The organism is Erysipelatoclostridium sp. MSK.7.34 (genome assembly GCF_019041935.1).
Classification (GTDB): domain Bacteria; phylum Bacillota_I; class Bacilli_A; order Erysipelotrichales; family Coprobacillaceae; genus Thomasclavelia; species Thomasclavelia ramosa.
In genome coordinates, this window is record NZ_JAHPYJ010000016.1 from 1 (window position 1) to 19425 (window position 19425).

Here is a 19425-nt window from a genome sequence, read left to right on the forward strand (position 1 = left end):
TTTTTTATTTCGCATACTTCGTATGCTCAACTGACTTAAGTCTATATGTTCAAATAATATAATGAAAACGAAGGGAATTTTTCCTTCGTTTTCATTATATTTTTTATAATATTTCTATCAAATCATTCTATTATATAATTATTCTTAACACTAAATTTATAAGAAAATCAATAATTTATACAGCTTTATCAAACTGACTATTATAAAGCTCTGCATAGAAACCACCACGACTTAATAAATCTTCATGATTTCCACTTTCAATAATATCACCATCTTTCATTACTAGAATTAAATCTGCGTTTTTAATTGTTGAAAGACGATGCGCAATAACAAAGGAAGTTCGTCCCTCCATTAATTCATCCATGGCCTTTTGAATCTGTAACTCTGTTCTAGTATCTACTGAACTAGTAGCTTCATCAAGAATCAACATTGGTTTATCAGCAATCATCGCTCGAGCAATCGTCAACTGTTGTTTTTGTCCTTGTGATAAATTTACTTGATCATTAAGTACCGTATCATAACCATATGGAAGTGTTCTGATAAAATGATCTAAGCCTACTGCTTTACATGCTTCTTCAATTATCTGATTAGATATATTTTTAGTATTATAAACCAAATTCTCACGCACTGTTCCTTCAAAAAGCCACGTATCTTGAAGAACCATACAGAATTGTCCGTGGACATCTTCTCGACGTAAATCTTTAGTTGGAATATTATCAATTCTAATTTCGCCACGATCAACTTCGTAAAAACGCATCAATAAGTTGATTATCGTTGTTTTACCAGCTCCAGTTGGCCCAACAATAGCAATCTTTTGACCAGGTTCAGCACGAGCAGAAAAATCATTAATAATAATCTTATTGCTATCATAACCAAAATGAACATGTCTAAATTCTACTCCACCTTTGGCTTTGGACAAGCGTTTTACTTTATGACTCTCATCAGCCATTTCTTGAGCTTCTAAAAATTCAAATACACGCTCTCCTGCTGCAGCCGCTGACTGTAATGATTGAGCTGCTTGAGCTAACTGTGATAATGGCTGAGTAAAATATCTAATATACATCATAAATGCTACAATTACTCCAAATGATATATCTCCACTCATTGCTAATGCAGCGCCAATAATGCATACTGCTATGTATCCAAAGTTACCAATAAAACTCATGATTGGCATCATTAATCCAGATAAGCATTGGGCCTTAAAACCACTATTACGTAAATTATTATTCTGTCTTGTAAAAGCTTCTTTTGCCTTAACTTCATCATTATAAGCCTTAACAATCGTATGACCAGTATAAATTTCTTCAACATATCCATTGATTTCACCAAGATGTTTTTGCTGGCGAGCAAAATATTTTTGCGATTTAGACATAATTACCAGCATTAAAGCAAAACCTATAACCGTTGCTAGAACTGCAGTAAAAGTCATAATGAGATTAGTTTTTAACATCATTATAAGTGAACCAGCTAATAAAGTGACTGATGAAACTAATGTTCCAACACTCTGATTTAATGATTGTCCAATCATATCAATATCGTTGGTAACTCTCGATAATATATCACCAGTTGAAGTATGATTATAAAAACTAATTGGCAAGCGATTAATTTTACGCGAAATATCTCTTCTTAAATTTTTAGTAACCCACTGAGTTACTGTTGCCATGACAAATCCCTGAAATAAAGAAAAAAAAGCACTAGTAACATAAAATCCGACTAATGTAAGACCAATTTTACCAATCCTTGTCATATCAATTCCCGTCATTATTCCATTTGTAATTAAATCTGTTAATTCTGATAATCTGTCTGGACCTATCAAGGTTAATATTGTTCCAAATATGGCACTGATAATTGCCATAACCATTACAATCCAATACTTTCTACAATATTTTAACAATTTTAACCATGTTTCCTTAAAATCTTTAGATTTTTCTTTACTACCCATATTAACCCCAGGAGCTTTTAAATCATTTTTCTCTAAATACTTTCCTTCTGCCATTATTCTAATTCCTCCTTTGATAACTGTGAACGAGCTATTTGTTGGTAAACTTGACAATTCTTCATTAAGTCTTCATGTGTTCCCATCCCTACAATAACCCCTTCATCAAGAACAATAATTTTATCAGCATCTCGAATCGTACCAATTCGTTGAGCAACGATCAATTTGGTAGCATCGCAACAATCTTTCTTTAAAGCTTCTCGAAGTTTTTGATCTGTTTTATAGTCTAGTGCAGAAAACGAATCATCAAAAATCATAATTTCGGGTTGACGACATATTGCCCGGGCAATAGAAATCCGTTGCTTTTGCCCACCTGAGTAATTAGAACCGCCTTGGGCAACATAGCTATTATATCGGCGTGGTGAAGCCTCAACAAAATCAGAAGCTTGAGCTGTATAAATGGCATCAATGACATTGTTTTGAAGATTATTATTTCTACCATTATCACCATAGGCAACATTAGATTCAATAGTTCCACTAAAAAGAACTGCTTTTTGGGATACATAACCGATTTTGTTATGTAAGGCATATTGTGTATAAGCTTTAACATTAATCCCATCTACGAGTACTTCACCTTCTGTTACATCATAAAAACGTGGAACTAGATTAATCACTGTACTTTTACCGCATCCAGTTGAACCGATAAAAGCAACTGTTTCTCCTTGAGCAACAGTAAAAGTAATATTTTGTAAAACATAATCTTCAGCATCAGGATATTTAAAACTGACATTTTTAAATTCAATTTGTCCTTTAATACCCGGTTTAGCGACAGTTACTGTACCATCATTAATTATTGGTACTGTTTCTAATACTTCCATGATTCGCTTTGATGAAACCGATGCTCTTGGAAACATTATAAAAATCATAACAAGCATCATAAAAGCCATAACTACTTGCATTGCATATGTAGAAAATACCACCATATCTGAAAATAAGTTTAGTTTATCCATCATAGCAGCATTTTCAATCAGAATGGCTCCAATCCAATAAATGGCCAATGTCAGACCACTCATAATTCCTTGAATTCCTGGACTCATGATTGCCATAACTCGGTTTGCAAACAAGTTTGCTGAGGTTAACTCCTGATTGGCATTTTCAAATTTATTCTCTTGATAATTCTCAGCATTATAAGCCCGAACAACACTTATTCCCGTTAAATTTTCACGAGTAACCCGATTCAAATCATCTGTCAACTGTTGTAATTTTTTAAATTTTGGTAATGCAAAAATCATGCAACTTCCTACAATAACTAATAAAACGATTACAGCTACACCCGTTGAAGCTGTCCATTGCCAGCTTTTACCAGCAATCTTGAAAATTGCCCAAACAGCCATAATCGGTGCCTTAATAATAGCTTGTAATCCCATTACAACAAGTGTTTGAATTTGTGAAATATCATTAGTTGAACGTGTAATCAGACTTGCTGTTGAGAAACTACCAATTTCTTCCATTGAAAAAGCTTGTACTTTATCAAACAATCGCTCTCTTAAATTAGCAGCAAAATTTGTAGCTACCCTTGCTGCAAAGATTGCTACAACTACCGATGAAGCTAAACTTCCTAATGCACATCCTAACATCTTTACACCTGACTCAATTATTTCATCCATTGTACTTCCTGTTGTTTGGACTAGCATTGTTATTTTTGACATATAATCTGGGAGTTTAAGATCTAACCATACTTGTAAAATAATAAATGCTAGACAGATAATAATTAAGCTCCAATCTTTTTTAGTAAAGTTTTTAAATATTTTTATCATTCAAAATCTCCTTTCGCTTTATAAGTCCATCTTAAACAATAAAAATAAACCAAAACTAAACTAAAAGAACTAACTTTAATCTCGTTAGTTCTTTGCATATATATTTGTATTACAAATTGAGAGGCAATGTTACAATAAAAGTTGTTTCATTTTTATTGCTATCAACATCGATAGTACCACTATGAAGACTAACAATTTTCTTAACGATAGCAAGCCCGATTCCTGTTCCCTCAGTAGCATGTGAAGTATCTCCTTGATAAAATTTATTATAAAGATATTTTTTCTCTTCATCAGTAATTTTAGGTCCATTATTGCTAATTAAGATTTGATAATCACTTTGATTATGAATAATTTTAATTCCTAATTTACCATCTCTTGGGGCAAACTTAATTGCATTATCAAGTAAATTAATCCATACTTGATACAATAACTCTTGATTCCCAGCTATTTGATGTTCATCAAAATCAATAATTAGATTCAAATTTTTATTAGACCATTTCTTTTCTAATAAAAGAAGGCAATTACGAATTTGCTCCGATAAATTGAAACTAGTAATGTTACTTAGTATTGTCTGTTTTTCAATCTTATTTAGATTTAATACATTAGTAGCCATATCTGCTAAACGACTAGATTCAGTTTCAATAATTTGTAAATATTTATCATGCGTTTTTTGATCAAGATTATCTTTTTGTAATAATTTGGCAAATCCTTTAATTGATACAATCGGTGTCTTAAATTCATGTGAAAAATCATTAATAAAATTAGTTCGTAACATTTCAGTATTTTCTAGTTCCTCAGCCATTGTATTAAAACTGTCTGTTAATTCCTGTGAAATACGGTGCTTCCCTAAATTAATGCGAATATCATATTTTCCATGAGCTAACTGATTCATTGCTTCAATTAATGTATTTAATGGTCTGAGTGGAAAGTGACTCCCAAGTGCTGCAACTATTGTCCCAATAACAATACTTGTCATTGCAAAGATAATAATTTGAAAATGAATTGGAGCCGATGCAGTTTGTGATATTCCTAATACACCGATTTGTGTTAAGAAAAATATTACACATCCAACGATTATCATAGTAACTACTAAAATTATAAATACTACAATCGTAAATATTAAAGTTAGTAATGCTCGTGGCGGTGCTTTTTTACGATTCATCATTTCTTACCGCCTTATAGCCAAGTCCTCTAACTGAGATAATTTCAAACTCTGGCCAATCTTCAAATCGTTTTCGCAATCGAGCGACATGAACCGTGACAGTTTCCCATCCAGTATCGCTATCAACACCCCATATTTCATCCATTAATTGTATTCGCGTGAAAATTTTACCCGGATATGAAAGCAGCTTATATAAAAGCATAAATTCTTTTTGGGGTAATTCCTGACAGGTATTTTTTCGCTTCACTGTTAGTGAATCATAATCTAAAATAACTTCACCAATTATAATTCGATGCTCATTTACAATCTTAGCCCGCCGTAATAATGCCTTAACACGTAAGAGTAATTCCTCTTCGTCAAACGGCTTGGTCATAAAATCATCTGTTCCAACTATAAATCCCTTATTTCGATCAGCAGGTAATTGTTTTGCTGAAACCATTAAAATAGGTAGTTCATTTTGTACTCTACGTAATATTTCAGTAAACTCATAACCATCCATTTTGGGCATCATTACATCTAAAATTACCAAATCAATATGACTTCTATCCAAAACCTTTAAAGCATCTTCGCCATCAGTTGCACCTATAACAATATAATTTTCTGTTTCTAAAACAGCCTTGATCAATTGGCGAGTATTTTTATCGTCATCAACAACAAGAATATGAAACATAGCCTATCACCTCACTACTATATAGTATATCAGTTTTATAAACTCTAACTAAACTAAATTATATTGTATAAAAAAGTAATCTTATTTTGCCATCTCTAATTACATTATTTAAAAGTAATTTGAATAAAAGAGCCAATCAACTAATTTTAGTTAACTGACTCTTTTTCTTATTGTCTAGATTTTTTTCTAAACAATGATTTCAACCCTCGCTTGATTACTTGAAAAAAACTAAGTGATCGAACTAAATTTTCTGAGGGAATATATTTATTAATAGCACGTAATAATGCTTTATTATCGCGTGATGAGAAAGTAAAATTCCCATTATTTTTGGTAACAACGGCAAAGCGAGGAATCCATTTTCCTTTAAACATAACTGAAGCCATTACACAATTAACTTCTTCCCATGGAATTTGAATATAATCTCTAATATTTTTTTCATTATAGAATTCAAATGCTTTATCGCCTATCATGACTTCTCCGTAATTAGCAAGACCAAGATAAGAAGTTGCTTTGACTGTTAAATCTACTTTAGTATTTAAAGATTGTACCATATATTTCCTCCTTTACAGCTGCCATGTATTTTCTTTATTATATTACATTATTCCACCAAGACGTGCAAGAATTCCGATAATGAATAAAGCAACGATAATAACGATTGGTGATACTTTCTTTTTCAATAGCCAACAGCATAATAATGTTAATAATAATGCTGATAAACCTGGAATAAGTTGATCTAAATTTTGTTGTAGGGTCGTAACTTTCTCAACATTTAAACCATTAGATCCTAATGATGCAAACTGTTCTAATGCTGATTTGATCCCGTCTACACCAGAAGGCAAACTATTCCAATCAATATATGCGCCCTTTGACTGCGTAACAGTTGATACAACCGGAGTAAAAGTAATACTTACCCAACGTTGTACTAATGATCCGATAATGAACATCCCAAGAATTGAAGCACCTTGAGTAATTTTACCTAATAATCCACCAGATAAGTCTTGTGCAATTGAAGTACCAACTTTATATCCAAATTCCTGTGTATACCACAAAAATGCGATACGAATGATATTCCATGCAAAGAAAAAGATTAATGGACCAATAATATTACCACTTAATGCTAGAGAAGCACCTAATGCTCCTAAAATTGGTCTAAGAGTAAACCAGAAGACAGGATCTCCAACCCCAGCTAAAGGACCCATCATCCCAACTTTTACACCTTGGATTGCAGTATCATTGATTTCTGCTCCATTAGCACGTTCCTCTTCTAACGCTAATGTAACACCCATGACTGGTGCTGATACATATGGATGAGTATTGTAAAATTCCATATGTCTTTTTAAAGCCGCTACTTTATCTTCCTTATTTGGATATAATTTTTTGATTGCTGGGATAATTGAATAACACCAACCACCATTTTGCATACGTTCATAGTTCCAAGAACCTTGAAGGAACTGATGACGCCAAGCAACAGACATACGATCTTTTTTTGATAATTTAATTTTTTCTGCCATAATTTCTTTCCTCCTTCAAGATTTTAATAGTCATTTAAGATATCGCCTAATGGATCTCCAGAACCTGTTGAACCGCCACCATTAGAGCCACTGTTTTCTTTTAATCCTAAATAGATGATTGCTAAAGCAACACCAATTGCTCCTAATGCGATCAATGTTAATTCACCGATTGCAGCAAGAACAAAACCTAATGCAAAGAATGGCCATGTTTCTTTAGTAGACATCATATTGATTACCATTGCATAACCAACTGCCGCTACCATTCCACCACCAACAGTCATTCCGCCAGATAGCCATGGTGGCATTTGATTTAATGCATCAGTTACAACTGCCGCAGGAACAACACAAAGTGCTGCAGCAGGAATTGCAATTCGAATTCCTTGTAATAAGATTGCTAAAATTTGCCACATGTCGATTGCACGCATATTTCCTTGTTCGGCTGCCCCATCCATAAAGTGAACAATTGGGATTGTAAGAGTACGACAGATCATTGTTAAGAATAAACCTGCTACTGATAAAGGGATTGCAACTGCGATTGCAGTAGAAATAGCTGTTTGCACATCAGTTGCTCCACCTTCTAAACCTAATACCATAATAATTGATGAAGCTACAGAAGCTAATGCTGCATCTGGTGCTACAGCAGCTCCTACATTGGCCCACCCTAATGCAATCATTTGAAGCGAACCACCTAGAATAATCCCTTCAGTTAAGTGACCACTTACTAAACCGATTAAAGTACATGCCACTAACGGTTGGTGAAATTGGAACTCATCCAGAATTCCTTCCATCCCCGCTAGTAAGGCAATTATAATAATTAAGATTATTGTAATTAAAGACATTATAATTCCTCCCTACATTTTATTTTTAAACATTTTTCAATTCTGCTTTTGCTTTCTTTAAAAGCGTATCAATATTTTCATTTGAATCACTTGGTACTTTACGAACATTAAAAGTAATTCCTTTAGCTTTAATTTTTTCAATTGTTTCAATATCTTCCGGCCCCATTGCAATAGCTTTATTTACTACCACTTTACCAATTGAATGAGCCATTGAACCAATATTTAATTCTTTAATATCTACACCGCCTTCGATTGCCCGTAATGCATCTTGAGGTGTTTCAAATAATAACATTGCTTTGGTATTACCAAAACGTGGATCTTTAGCCACTTGAATCATTTTATCAATTGGAACAACATTAGCCTTAACTCCTGGTGGCGCGGCTTGTTCAATCATCTGTTTCCGTAATTTATCTTTTGAAACAGCATCAGAAACAACGATGATTCGATTTGGTTGTGTTGTTTTAGTCCAAGTAGTTGCAACTTGACCATGCAATAAACGCGTGTCAATTCGTGCCAGAACATATTTAATATGTCCATCCCCTAATACAGTTCCCTCAGGAATAGCTCCTTGTGACTGTGTATTAATAGCTTGAGCCGCTACTTTCGTTTCTGGTTCTAATTCTTCAGGTTTTACTTTTACCCCTTCTCTAGCAACTTCAGTAACATGTTTAGCAATTTCATGCGCTGTTTCCATCGTCATTCTAGAAGCATAAGTCTCAATCAGCATTGGTAAATTTAAACCCGTAACGATTGCCCACTTATCTTCATGACCAGCAATTAATCCATTAGCCTGATTAAATGGTGTACCACCCCATAAATCAACTAAAAATAGTACTTCGTCTTGGTTTTCAAAAGTAGCTATTGCCGCTTCCATTTTTGCTTTAAGATCATCAGGTCCTTCACTTGGTTGCAAAGTAACTGCTTTTACATCGACTTGATCTCCAAAGATCATTGCCCCGGATTGTAGAATCCCGTTAGCAAACTCACCATGACTAGCAAGAATAATTCCTACCATTATAAATTCCTCCCTTTCTTTTAAATACTTTATAACGCAAAAAAACAGGCAAACTATTATTAAAAGATACAAAAATACCATCTTTGTTCTTTTTTTAAATAGTTAATGCCTGCTTTATCAGTTACACACTATAAAATATTCAATTTATGAAACAATATTATCATTGTAAGCCTTTTCTGTCAAGAAATCATTTAAAAATTATTATTTCAAAATAATATATTTTTAAATACTTGACAATATTCTTTCCAAATGTAATGCCAGATATCCTACTTCTGTCTCTGGTAATTTCTTTTTTAAAACCTTTGATAATGCTTCACACATGTTACTTGCCTGTTCATATGCAAAAGGAAACTTATCTTTAGTAAATTCACTTATATCCATCTGCAATTCTTCATTTTTATTTAATCTTAAAATTAAAAATTTAATATGATTCATTAATCGAGCATATGAAACTGATTGAATATCAATAACAATATTAAGATCATTTTCTAATTTAATAATACTTTCATGAATAATTCGTGTTGCCTCCATTGACTCAGCAACTTGATTAGAAGAAATTGCTGAATGAATATGTAGTGTAATAAAGCCAACTTCATCATCATTGATCATTCGTGATATAAACTTATTAATTACTTCCCGTCCTTCTAATGCAACCTCATATTCATCAGGAAACAGCAAACGAATATCATTGATAAATGGATTTAAAGGCATTATATTTTCATCCATTCGCTTTATTGCAAAATAGATATGATCCGCTAATGGTAATAAGATATCATTATCAATTTTTCCAAATTTCTCTATTATCAGTCTAATAATCTCTGATGCTATTTCTAAATAAACTGGATCAATATAATTGATTATATCATTTGAACCACTTTTAGCTTTATATCCCTTTTGCATAAGAAATTTTTTAGCATTCCGTGGTACTTCAAAATAATCATCCACTTTCTTTGAAAATCCAATTCCTTTATACATAATAATAACTTCTTCAGTCTCATTACAAGCTAAAATAGTATTATTATTTAATACTTTAATGATCTTATACATATTTATTTTCCCTCTCCTAGTTGCAAATCTTCATAATTGTACTCCCGCTCTTTATTTTACCATATTCTTTTTCAATCTTTAAATCATTTGATAGATTTGTAAATATTAACAAAATACTTTCATCTAAAGCATTTTCTTTAATATACTCTAAATCTGCATTCCAAATTAAATCACCTTTTTGCACTCTTTGATTTAATTTAACTAATATTTCAAAACCAGTTCCATTTAAATTAACTGTATCAGTTCCAAAATGAATCAACAATTCATATCCGTTATCTAATTTCATTCCAATTGCATGTTTTGTTGGATAGATCATTGTTATCTCACCATCACAAGGGGCAACGATCAAACCGTGAAATGGCTTGATCATAACCCCATCACCTAACAGCTTATGTGAAAAAATTTGATCTGGAGCCTGTTCAATTGGCAAAACCTCACCATCAACAATATTGCCTAATTCAAGATTAGTATGATCAGTCTCTTTTTCCAGTTGATAATCATCTAATTCATCAGGAATATTTATTAAATACTCGTCCAGCTTTGATTTGATCGATGATGCTTTAGGACCATAAATTATCTGAACTCCATTTCCTTGCATAACAACTGCCGCTGCCCCTGATTGTTTCAATAAACCTTCATTTACTAATTGATTATCACTAACTGTTGCTCGTAATCTGGTAATACAACAATCTAAGTCAGTAAAATTATCACGACCACCTAGCCCTCGAACAATCAATTGTGACTGTTTGTCAATTTCAATTCCTTTATTTAACAATTTTCGATGACTTGCTTTAGGGTTCTTAAAGATAGATAACTTCATATTATCTATCTCTCTACCTGGAGTCTTCAAATCAAATTTTTTAATTAGATATTTAAAACTAAAATAATAGAGCATGAAATAAATTATTCCAATAGGGATAAGCAATACCCAGCTAGTCTTACTATTACCTTGCAATACACCAAAAACAATAAAGTCAAATAAACCTCCAGAAAAGGTCAATCCCACGGCAATATTAAAAATATGAGCAACCATATAAGCACTTCCTGCTAAGATAACTTGTACCCCAAATAACAGTGGAGCAGCAAACAAAAAAGTAAATTCGATTGGTTCCGTTATTCCCGTTAAGATGCTTGTTAAAGCCGCTGAGAACAACAAACTTCCAATCGCTTTTTTATTTTCCGGCTTAGCAGTCTGATACATTGCCAATGCTGCTCCCGGTAAACCAAAAATCATAAAAATAAATTCACCAGTAAAATATTTTGTAGCCTCGCTACTAAAATGCACAATATTTGGATCAGCTAACTGTGCGAAGAAAATATTCTGACCACCATAAATTACCGCCCCATTGACGACCATTGAACCTCCAATTGCAGTTTGCCAAAATGGTAAATAAAATACATGATGTAAGCCAAAAGGAACCAGTAACCGTTTAATTACACCGTAAACAAAGGTTCCAAAATAGCCTGAGGTTGAGATAAGTTTACCTAATTCATATATACCATTTTGAAAGAATGGCCAAACATAAAACATTACGATTCCCACAAACAAAAAAGTTATTGTTGAAATTATCGGAATAAACCGTTCTCCTTCAAAAAAAGATAACGCTCTTGGTAATTCAATTTGATAAAAGCGATTATGTATATAACTAACGCCAAGACCGACGATTATTCCACCAAATACCCCCATTTCCAATGACATGATCCCACAAACCGCTGTAATCGTTCCATCTAAAACATCAGGATTAATTATTTGATTATCTAAAATACTTCCATTTAATGAAAGCATCCCGCTAATTGTTGTATGCATAACAAAAAAAGCAATAATTGAAGATAAAACGGCTACTTCTTTCGCCTTTTTCGCCATTCCCAACGCTACTGCAGCAGCAAAAATAAGTGGAAGATTGTTAAAAAGGCCACTCCCCACTTTAGTTAAGATTATTAAAAAGTCATGTAAAAAAGTCCCGTTTCCTAAAACTCCCTCTAAATGTAGTGAAGAAATAGTTGTTTCATTAGTCAATGAACTACCAATTCCCAGAAATAAACCCGCAATTGGCAATACTGCAATCGGCAGCATAAAACTGCGACCAATCCTTTGTAAAATCCCAAAAACTCTAGTCTTCATAATCCCTCCGTTATTCCAACATAATTTATTATAACTAAATCGTTCGATCAAAAATTCTTTTTATAATTAAGACCATGATACTTATAATAATCATGATAAAGACTATCTGTCAACAAGAATAATTACTTATTTATACGATATTTACTACTTTTTTTGTCAATTTAAAGAGAAATAATTAAAAAAATAGAATTCTATTTTAATATGCTCCGCTTAAGTAAACAAGGAACATATCATTTTGAATTCTATTTCTTTAATTAAATCAGTTTCTAACATATGCTTTTAATACTTTTATTTCATTTTTATCAAACGGTTCAATAGTAAACTCACCTACTTGAGCTGGTACAATAAAAGTTTCCGCATAATGCACTGTATATGGCTCAAACTTATTTTTAGGACTTTTAATTACTGCACTTTCCCCAGCAACTAAATTCATCATTACCACACTTTTATTAGTTTGTTGATAAATCTTTTGTTTAGTTGTAATAACTCGTGTTTCAATAAATTCTAATTCATGTAATCCGGTTTTAACTTCTGTATATTCATCACTCTTTTCAATTTCTGTAAAATTATTTACCAAATTGGATTCTACCCAAGTAGTTGTTCTTTGATAATCAATTACCTTCTTTCCATCTTCAACATGAATCGGGCGTGGTTTACCATCTAATCCTACACGATCCCAATCCCATAATTTAAAAGTAAAAATATATGGTGTAGCACTTACTTCCAAGACTACACAATTAGCCGAAGAACAATGAATTGTTCCTGCTGGAATTAAGAAATGATCATGCTTTTTTGCTGGAAAAAAATTAATATACTTATCGGCATCAAAACTTTGATTACCCTCATTAGCTCTTTCTAAATCGTTAATAAATTCGTCTGAATTAATATTCTCTTTTAAACCTAAATATACTCCACCTCCATCACAATCAAGGATATAGTAGCTTTCATCTTGCGTATAAGGCATTCCAAAATGGCTCTTGATATATTCAGTTGTTGGGTGTACTTGTAAGCTTAAATTTCCTCCACCCATTGTATCAAGAAGATCAAATCTAATTGGAAACTCTGCCCCAAAACGAGCATAATTTTTTGCTCCTAAAAGCTCTATAGCTTGATACATAACAACATTTAAAGCTGGGGTTGCAATAACAATATCGCCAAACTTCAAATTAATACTATTCTCCTCTGGAACCCCATCAAAACTCCAAGCATAATTAGATTTACTTTTATCTAAATTACAAACCTCTTTCATCCATTGTCCTCCCCAAACCCCTGGATCAAAATATGGTACTAGACGAAATGGTTGATTGCAAACACTTTTTAATGCATTTCGAAACGCAATACCAGTAATCATTTTAGGTTTATTACTGCAATTAGTGTCTAGATATAAATCAATATCTTCAAAAATCTCTCGTTTATGCTTATCGGCAATTCGCCACTCAATAAAATAACCACGCTTATTTTTTATTAGAGGATCTTCATCATAATTACTTTGTTTAAAATTAGGTAATCCAGCCCGATATCTTAATTGAATTTCCCATCGTGTTAGGTCTGCATATATTAATAAATCACCTTTAGTAATTAGACTTGCCCCAAAACCGTATACAAGAACTATTCCTTCTTTATTTTTAACAAACTTTTGTATCTTAGCCAGCTTAGCTTCATCAACATAATCTCTAATAGTTCCATAATACATTACTCCCCTGACACGATCTTTAGTTAGATTCACCTGCATCATTTCTGTCAATTTTTTACCATCATAAAAGATATCTTCACTTAAAATTACGTGTGCTGGAGTCAATTTTTTTATCAATACATTTAATAATTCACGATCATTAATTCCCAAATAACAATCTACAACAACTATCTTTTTATTTCCTAAAGATTCTTTAATTTTCTTATCAATCTGCGCATATCCAGAATATGCATCGTTGTCATAGCCATTTATTTTGATATAGGGGCTATTATCATAATTACTCATTTGCTTTTTGCCTCCTACTCAATCTTATTTATACTCAGGTTCTGTATCTTCAGCTTCAAAACATCGTGTTCTCATTAATTCTTTTACCCAATCGCCTGATTTTTTAATTCTCCGATTCCGATTATTTTCCATATCAATTTCCACAAACCCATAACGATTTCTAAATGCATTAACAGGTGAAAGATTATCTGTAAACGTCCAATTCAAATAGCCCCGACAATCACAACCTTCGTCAATTGCTTTTAACATCCAAGCCATATGGTCACTTAAAAATTCAATTCGATAGCTGTCCTGAATTTGCCCGCTAGCATCCTTAAACTTATCTTCACCCATTACTCCCATACCATTTTCAGTAATCCAACATTCAATATTTCGATAATCATTTTGAATGATCTTCAGCATATTATAAATTCCTTTAGGATAAATTTCCCATCCTCTTGAAAAATTCATTTTAATTCCTCGTGGACTATATGTTTCATAATATGCAGTTGGAATAAATGGTTTATCTGGATTCCATGCCGTTTCTCTTTGTCGAACCCGTAACGGCTGATAATAGTTGATTCCAACAACTTCTATTTTATTATCATCAATCTTTTCAAAATCACCTTTAACATATTCAAACATACACTCATGTTTTTTTAATAATTCAAAATATGCTTCATCAAACTTTCCATTTATCAAAGGGTCAGTATATTGTTTAAATTAAAAAAAAGGCAGCTCAGTGCTATTCACTTTAACTACCTAATTTAGATTACGCTTTTATCGCCGGTTTACCATATTTTTTACAATATATATATCCTGCAATTCCAACGATTACAAAAACAATGGAAACTAATTGTGCCGTCCGTAGACCCATTACATATAAGCTATCAGTACGAAGTCCTTCAATAAAGAATCTAAAGATTCCATACCAAATAAAATAACTAAAGAATTGTACACCTTGTTTTGTTTGGATCTTCCTAATCACAAAATAGATTAATAAAAATCCTACGATATTAGCAATAGACTCATATAAAAAGGTTGGATGATAGTAATATCCATTGATATGCATTCCTTCAATAATAAAGTTTGGTAAATGCAATGATTTAAGGAAATCTAGACTAACCATTCCACCATATGCTTCCTGGTTGAAAAAGTTTCCCCACCGTCCCAGTGCCTGAGCAATTAAAACACCTGGCATAATTGCATCAGCTGCAACCATGAAATCAATTTTATGTTTCTTAAAATACCACCAGCTAAAAATCAAGCCAACAAAAATCCCACCTTGAATCGCTAAACCACCATGACGAAACATAATGATCTCAAGTGGATTTTCAGCATATAATTCGTTCCACATAAAGATTACATACCATAATCGAGCTCCTAAAACTCCAGTAATCATTAAACCAAAGAAATAGTCTGAAAGAATCTCTTTATTATAACCGATTTTTTTGAAATTATATTGTCCTAGTTTATATGCAATAAAAGCTCCGGTAATAATACAAATTGCATACCAAGCAATGGAAAAAGAACCGATTTGAACGAATGTCTTACCATCTGGAAAAAAAGTCATAACTTACCCCTTATTCTTATCGATATTCTTCAAAATACGATCAACGAATTCTTTGCTAGAATCAACACCGTATTCACGTAAACGCATATTCATTACGGCAGCTTCGATAATTACTGACATACTACGTCCACTTGATACAGGTACAACAATTTTAGGAATCTTAACACCTAAGATTTCTTCAGTTGAATCATTTTCTTCAACCCCTACTCGTGTATATTCACGAGATGGTACCCAACGATCTAATTGAATAATTAAATCAACTTTATCTTTATCGAGAATTGAGCTAATTCCAAACATCTTTGATACATCAATAACACCAATTCCACGAATTTCTAATAAATTAGTTAATACTTCTGGGGCTTTCCCCACAATACTTTGTCCTAAATGATATAATTCAACAGCATCATCAGCAACTAATAAATGTCCTCTTTTTACTAATTCTAGAGCAATCTCAGATTTACCGATACCACTATCACCTTTGATAATAACACCTTTACCGTAAATATTCAAAAAGACTCCATGAATCAGTGTTTCCGGTGCCAGTGCTTCGTCAAGAATATTTGTTAATTCAATTGAAACACGTCCTGTTGCTGATTCGGTAATAAAAATTGGAAAATCTTTTTTTCGAGCAATCTCAATTAAGATTGCTGGACATTCATTTCCTTTAGCAACAATGATACATGGTACTTCATCGTTAATTAAGAAAGGGAATATTTCACGTTGTCTTTCTTCCGACATCTCATTAATAAATGCAGACTCTTTATCTCCAAAAATTATAATTCGTCGAAAATCGCTGTGTTTAAAAAATCCTGCTAATTCAAATCCAGGTCGATTGATCTCAGCCACATAAATTGGCCGCTCTAAAGATTTCTCATCTCCAGTTACCTGAACATAATGCTCATTGTTTAATAATTCACCTACTGTAATTGACTTTGGCATCATTGTTTCCTCCCTATAACATCTTCTTTAAAAAACTTCCAGTATAACTTGCTTCACATTTAGCGACTTTTTCTGGTGTTCCAGCTACAACGATCGTACCACCACCATCGCCACCTTCAGGACCTAAATCAACAATATAATCAGCTACCTTAATAACGTCAAGATTATGTTCAATTATAATGACTGTATCCCCTTGATCAACAATTCTTTGTAATACCTCTATTAATTTAGCAACATCATTGCTATGTAGACCAGTTGTTGGTTCATCTAAAATATAAACTGTTTTCCCAGTTGCTTTTTTTTGTAATTCACTTGCTAGCTTAACCCGCTGAGCTTCCCCACCAGATAAAGTTGTTGCACTTTGACCAAGCTTAATATAGCCTAGTCCAACATCATTTAAAGTCTGTAATTTAGTTTTGATCTTTGGCAAGTTTCCAAAGAACTCCACTGCATCTTCAATAGTCATCTCTAAAACATCATAAATATTCTTATCTTTATAAGTAACTTGCAATGTTTCTTCATTATAGCGTTTACCGCCACATTGTTCACAAGGAACATAAACATCTGGTAAAAAGTGCATTGAAATACGTTTTAACCCATCACCTTGACAAGCTTCACACCGTCCACCTTTAACATTGAAACTAAAACGTCCTTTATCGTAGCCACGCATTTTAGCCTCATTTGTTTGGGCAAATAAATCACGGATATCATCAAACACTCCTGTATAAGTTACCGGATTGGAACGTGGTGTTCTCCCAATTGGATCTTGGCTCACCTCAATAACTTTATCAATATTTTCTAATCCTAAAATATCCTTATGTTTACCGGGCTTTTCTTTCGAGCGATAAATTCTTGCCATCATTGCTTTACCCATGATTTCATTTACAAGAGTACTTTTACCACTACCAGAAACCCCTGTAACCACAGACATACACCCTAACGGAAACTTAACATTGATATTCTTTAAGTTATTTGCAGCAGCACCTTTTACTTGAATAAAATTACCATTTCCTTTACGGCGTTTTTTAGGCACATCAATCTTTAAACGACCTGATAAATACTGCCCCGTAATTGACTTTTTACAATCCATTACTTCTTGTGGCGTTCCAGCTACAATTACTTCACCACCATGCACTCCTGCACCCGGTCCAATATCAACAATAAAATCACTTGCTCGCATCGTGTCTTCATCATGTTCAACAACTAGAACACTATTACCTAAATCACGAATATTTTGTAAAGTGGCAATTAACTTATCATTATCCCGCTGATGGAGTCCAATAGAGGGTTCATCTAGAACATATAAAACCCCAGTTAATCTTGAACCAATTTGTGTCGCTAAACGAATTCTTTGTGCTTCTCCACCAGATAATCCACCCGCTTTACGAGATAATGTTAAATATCCTAATCCAACATCATTTAAGAAACCTAAACGGTCTTTAATTTCTTTTAAAACAAGATTAGCAATCTTCGCTTCATATTCATTTAATTTTAATTCATCAACGAATTTTAAAGCTTTTTCAATTGACATATCGGTAAATTCACTGATATTTAAGCCACCTACTCGTACGCTTAAAACCTGATCATTTAATCTGCGTCCTCCACAAGTTGGACACGTATGTTCAGCCATAAATGAAGCATACCATTCTTTTGACCAAGAAGAAGTCGTTTCTTCAAAACGACGTTTAATCAATGTTTTAACACCTTCAATAGGACGATTAGTTTTAGAAACATTACCACTACTAGAAACAATCTCATAAGAAATTGGTTTATCTGAGCCTTCTAAGATAATTCTTAATTCTTTTTTAGTAAAGTCTTTCAATGGTTTATCTAAATCAATCTTATATGTTTTACATAGGATCAAAAAGCGCTGCCATTCAATTCGGTCAGTTCCTACTGAAGTTTTAAAATATCTAATTCCACCTTGATTTATGCTCAAATCCCAATTAGGAATCAATAAATCATCATCAACTTCATTTTTTATTCCCAAACCGCGACAATCAGGACAAGCTCCTAGTGGATTATTAAATGAGAATAATCTTGGTTCTAGTTTAGGAACACTAAAACCACACTCTGGACAAGCTAAATGCTCAGAAAATAAAGCTTCACTGCCATCACTTAAATTAGCTACAACTACTTCTCCACCTGTTAGTTTTAAACCTACTTCAAGTGAATCAATCAAACGACTACGATAACCTTCTTTTTTGATAATTCGGTCAATTACGACATCAATGTTATGTTTCTTATTTTTATCAAGTTCAATTCCTTCATCTAATAGTTTAACTTCACCATCAACTTGAACTCGAATATAACCATCTTTCAATAAATCCTCAAATAAATCCTTAAAAGTACCTTTTTGATTCTTTACTACTCGTGCTAATACTTGTAATTTACTACCATCTGGATATTTATCAATTGTATCAGCCATTTGTTTGATTGTCTGCGATTCAATCACGATTCCATGCTCTGGACAGTATGCCTTACCAATACGCGCATAAAGTAATCTTAAATAGTCAAAAATTTCAGTAACCGTCCCTACCGTTGAACGCGGATTATTTGATGTTGTTTTTTGATCAATTGCAATTGCCGGTGACAAACCTTCAATACTATCAACATCCGGTTTTTCCATGTTTCCTAAGAACTGGCGTGCATAAGCACTTAACGATTCCACATAACGCCGCTGTCCTTCGGCATAGATTGTATCAAATGCCAGCGATGTTTTTCCTGAACCAGATAATCCCGTCATAATAACTAATTTATTTTTTGGAATCTCGATATCAATATTTTTTAAGTTATTCTCTCTAGCCCCTTTAATGACTAGTTTATCATGTTCCATA

14 protein-coding genes and 1 pseudogene are annotated in these 19425 nt (G+C 32.9%); all 15 read right to left on the reverse strand.

Annotated elements, in window-relative coordinates; genetic code table 11:
• Positions 1 to 175: 175 nt before the first annotated feature.
• The gene (locus KTF99_RS11070; protein ID WP_217215571.1) at positions 176 to 1996 is read right to left on the reverse strand and encodes an ABC transporter ATP-binding protein; all 1821 of its coding nucleotides are present in this window, start codon (positions 1994 to 1996) and stop codon (positions 176 to 178) included.
• A complete protein-coding gene (locus tag KTF99_RS11075) occupies positions 1996 to 3753 on the reverse strand; it encodes an ABC transporter ATP-binding protein (RefSeq protein WP_003535237.1) in 1758 nt (585 codons plus the stop codon). The genes KTF99_RS11070 and KTF99_RS11075 overlap by 1 nt, the downstream gene beginning before the upstream one ends.
• Before the next feature lie 109 nt (positions 3754 to 3862).
• The gene (locus KTF99_RS11080) at positions 3863 to 4915 is read right to left on the reverse strand and encodes a sensor histidine kinase (protein ID WP_227141151.1); all 1053 of its coding nucleotides are present in this window, start codon (positions 4913 to 4915) and stop codon (positions 3863 to 3865) included.
• The gene (locus tag KTF99_RS11085) at positions 4905 to 5585 is read right to left on the reverse strand and encodes a response regulator transcription factor (protein ID WP_003535239.1); all 681 of its coding nucleotides are present in this window, start codon (positions 5583 to 5585) and stop codon (positions 4905 to 4907) included. The genes KTF99_RS11080 and KTF99_RS11085 overlap by 11 nt, the downstream gene beginning before the upstream one ends.
• A gap of 167 nt (positions 5586 to 5752) precedes the next feature.
• Positions 5753 to 6136, reverse strand: coding sequence for a DUF956 family protein (locus KTF99_RS11090; RefSeq protein WP_029482014.1), 384 nt, complete (start codon positions 6134 to 6136; stop codon positions 5753 to 5755).
• Between the two features lie 42 nt (positions 6137 to 6178).
• Positions 6179 to 7096 carry a PTS system mannose/fructose/sorbose family transporter subunit IID gene (locus KTF99_RS11095; protein WP_003535241.1) on the reverse strand — a complete coding sequence of 306 codons (918 nt, stop codon included), beginning with the start codon at positions 7094 to 7096 and terminating at the stop codon, positions 6179 to 6181.
• A 23-nt stretch (positions 7097 to 7119) separates the two neighbouring features.
• Positions 7120 to 7935 carry a PTS mannose/fructose/sorbose transporter subunit IIC gene (locus tag KTF99_RS11100; RefSeq protein WP_003535242.1) on the reverse strand — a complete coding sequence of 272 codons (816 nt, stop codon included), beginning with the start codon at positions 7933 to 7935 and terminating at the stop codon, positions 7120 to 7122.
• Between the two features lie 25 nt (positions 7936 to 7960).
• On the reverse strand, positions 7961 to 8950 hold the full coding sequence (locus KTF99_RS11105) for a mannose/fructose/sorbose PTS transporter subunit IIA (RefSeq protein WP_029482016.1): 990 nt from the start codon (positions 8948 to 8950) through the stop codon (positions 7961 to 7963).
• A 222-nt stretch (positions 8951 to 9172) separates the two neighbouring features.
• Positions 9173 to 9997 carry a PRD domain-containing protein gene (locus tag KTF99_RS11110; protein WP_003535245.1) on the reverse strand — a complete coding sequence of 275 codons (825 nt, stop codon included), beginning with the start codon at positions 9995 to 9997 and terminating at the stop codon, positions 9173 to 9175.
• Between the two features lie 16 nt (positions 9998 to 10013).
• Positions 10014 to 12119, reverse strand: coding sequence for a PTS transporter subunit IIABC (locus KTF99_RS11115; RefSeq protein ID WP_003535247.1), 2106 nt, complete (start codon positions 12117 to 12119; stop codon positions 10014 to 10016).
• A gap of 259 nt (positions 12120 to 12378) precedes the next feature.
• A complete protein-coding gene (locus tag KTF99_RS11120) occupies positions 12379 to 14097 on the reverse strand; it encodes a class I mannose-6-phosphate isomerase (protein ID WP_029482018.1) in 1719 nt (572 codons plus the stop codon).
• Positions 14098 to 14121: 24 nt separating this feature from the next.
• Positions 14122 to 14781 (reverse strand): annotated as a pseudogene (locus KTF99_RS11125) (family 1 glycosylhydrolase); the annotation flags it as partial.
• Positions 14782 to 14848: 67 nt separating this feature from the next.
• Positions 14849 to 15649 (reverse strand): prolipoprotein diacylglyceryl transferase, encoded by an 801-nt coding sequence (lgt, locus tag KTF99_RS11130; protein ID WP_029482020.1) that lies wholly within the window; start codon positions 15647 to 15649, stop codon positions 14849 to 14851.
• A gap of 3 nt (positions 15650 to 15652) precedes the next feature.
• The gene (hprK, locus tag KTF99_RS11135) at positions 15653 to 16588 is read right to left on the reverse strand and encodes an HPr(Ser) kinase/phosphatase (protein ID WP_008792461.1); all 936 of its coding nucleotides are present in this window, start codon (positions 16586 to 16588) and stop codon (positions 15653 to 15655) included.
• Between the two features lie 13 nt (positions 16589 to 16601).
• Positions 16602 to 19424, reverse strand: a complete 2823-nt coding sequence (uvrA, locus tag KTF99_RS11140) for an excinuclease ABC subunit UvrA (RefSeq protein ID WP_003535262.1) — start codon at positions 19422 to 19424, stop codon at positions 16602 to 16604.
• Position 19425: the final 1 nt, after the last annotated feature.

Excerpts from the sequence above, each read along its gene's own strand:
- KTF99_RS11070 (WP_217215571.1), bottom strand. The coding sequence starts at position 1,996 with ATGGCAGAAGGAAAGTATTTAGAGAAAAATGATTTAAAAGCTCCTGGG.
- KTF99_RS11075 (WP_003535237.1), bottom strand. The coding sequence starts at position 3,753 with ATGATAAAAATATTTAAAAACTTTACTAAAAAAGATTGGAGCTTAATT.
- KTF99_RS11080 (WP_227141151.1), bottom strand. The coding sequence starts at position 4,915 with ATGAATCGTAAAAAAGCACCGCCACGAGCATTACTAACTTTAATATTT.
- KTF99_RS11085 (WP_003535239.1), bottom strand. The coding sequence starts at position 5,585 with ATGTTTCATATTCTTGTTGTTGATGACGATAAAAATACTCGCCAATTG.
- KTF99_RS11090 (WP_029482014.1), bottom strand. The coding sequence starts at position 6,136 with ATGGTACAATCTTTAAATACTAAAGTAGATTTAACAGTCAAAGCAACT.
- KTF99_RS11095 (WP_003535241.1), bottom strand. The coding sequence starts at position 7,096 with ATGGCAGAAAAAATTAAATTATCAAAAAAAGATCGTATGTCTGTTGCT.
- KTF99_RS11100 (WP_003535242.1), bottom strand. The coding sequence starts at position 7,935 with ATGTCTTTAATTACAATAATCTTAATTATTATAATTGCCTTACTAGCG.
- KTF99_RS11105 (WP_029482016.1), bottom strand. The coding sequence starts at position 8,950 with ATGGTAGGAATTATTCTTGCTAGTCATGGTGAGTTTGCTAACGGGATT.
- KTF99_RS11110 (WP_003535245.1), bottom strand. The coding sequence starts at position 9,997 with ATGTATAAGATCATTAAAGTATTAAATAATAATACTATTTTAGCTTGT.
- KTF99_RS11115 (WP_003535247.1), bottom strand. The coding sequence starts at position 12,119 with ATGAAGACTAGAGTTTTTGGGATTTTACAAAGGATTGGTCGCAGTTTT.
- KTF99_RS11120 (WP_029482018.1), bottom strand. The coding sequence starts at position 14,097 with ATGAGTAATTATGATAATAGCCCCTATATCAAAATAAATGGCTATGAC.
- lgt (WP_029482020.1), bottom strand. The coding sequence starts at position 15,649 with ATGACTTTTTTTCCAGATGGTAAGACATTCGTTCAAATCGGTTCTTTT.
- hprK (WP_008792461.1), bottom strand. The coding sequence starts at position 16,588 with ATGCCAAAGTCAATTACAGTAGGTGAATTATTAAACAATGAGCATTAT.
- uvrA (WP_003535262.1), bottom strand. The coding sequence starts at position 19,424 with ATGGAACATGATAAACTAGTCATTAAAGGGGCTAGAGAGAATAACTTA.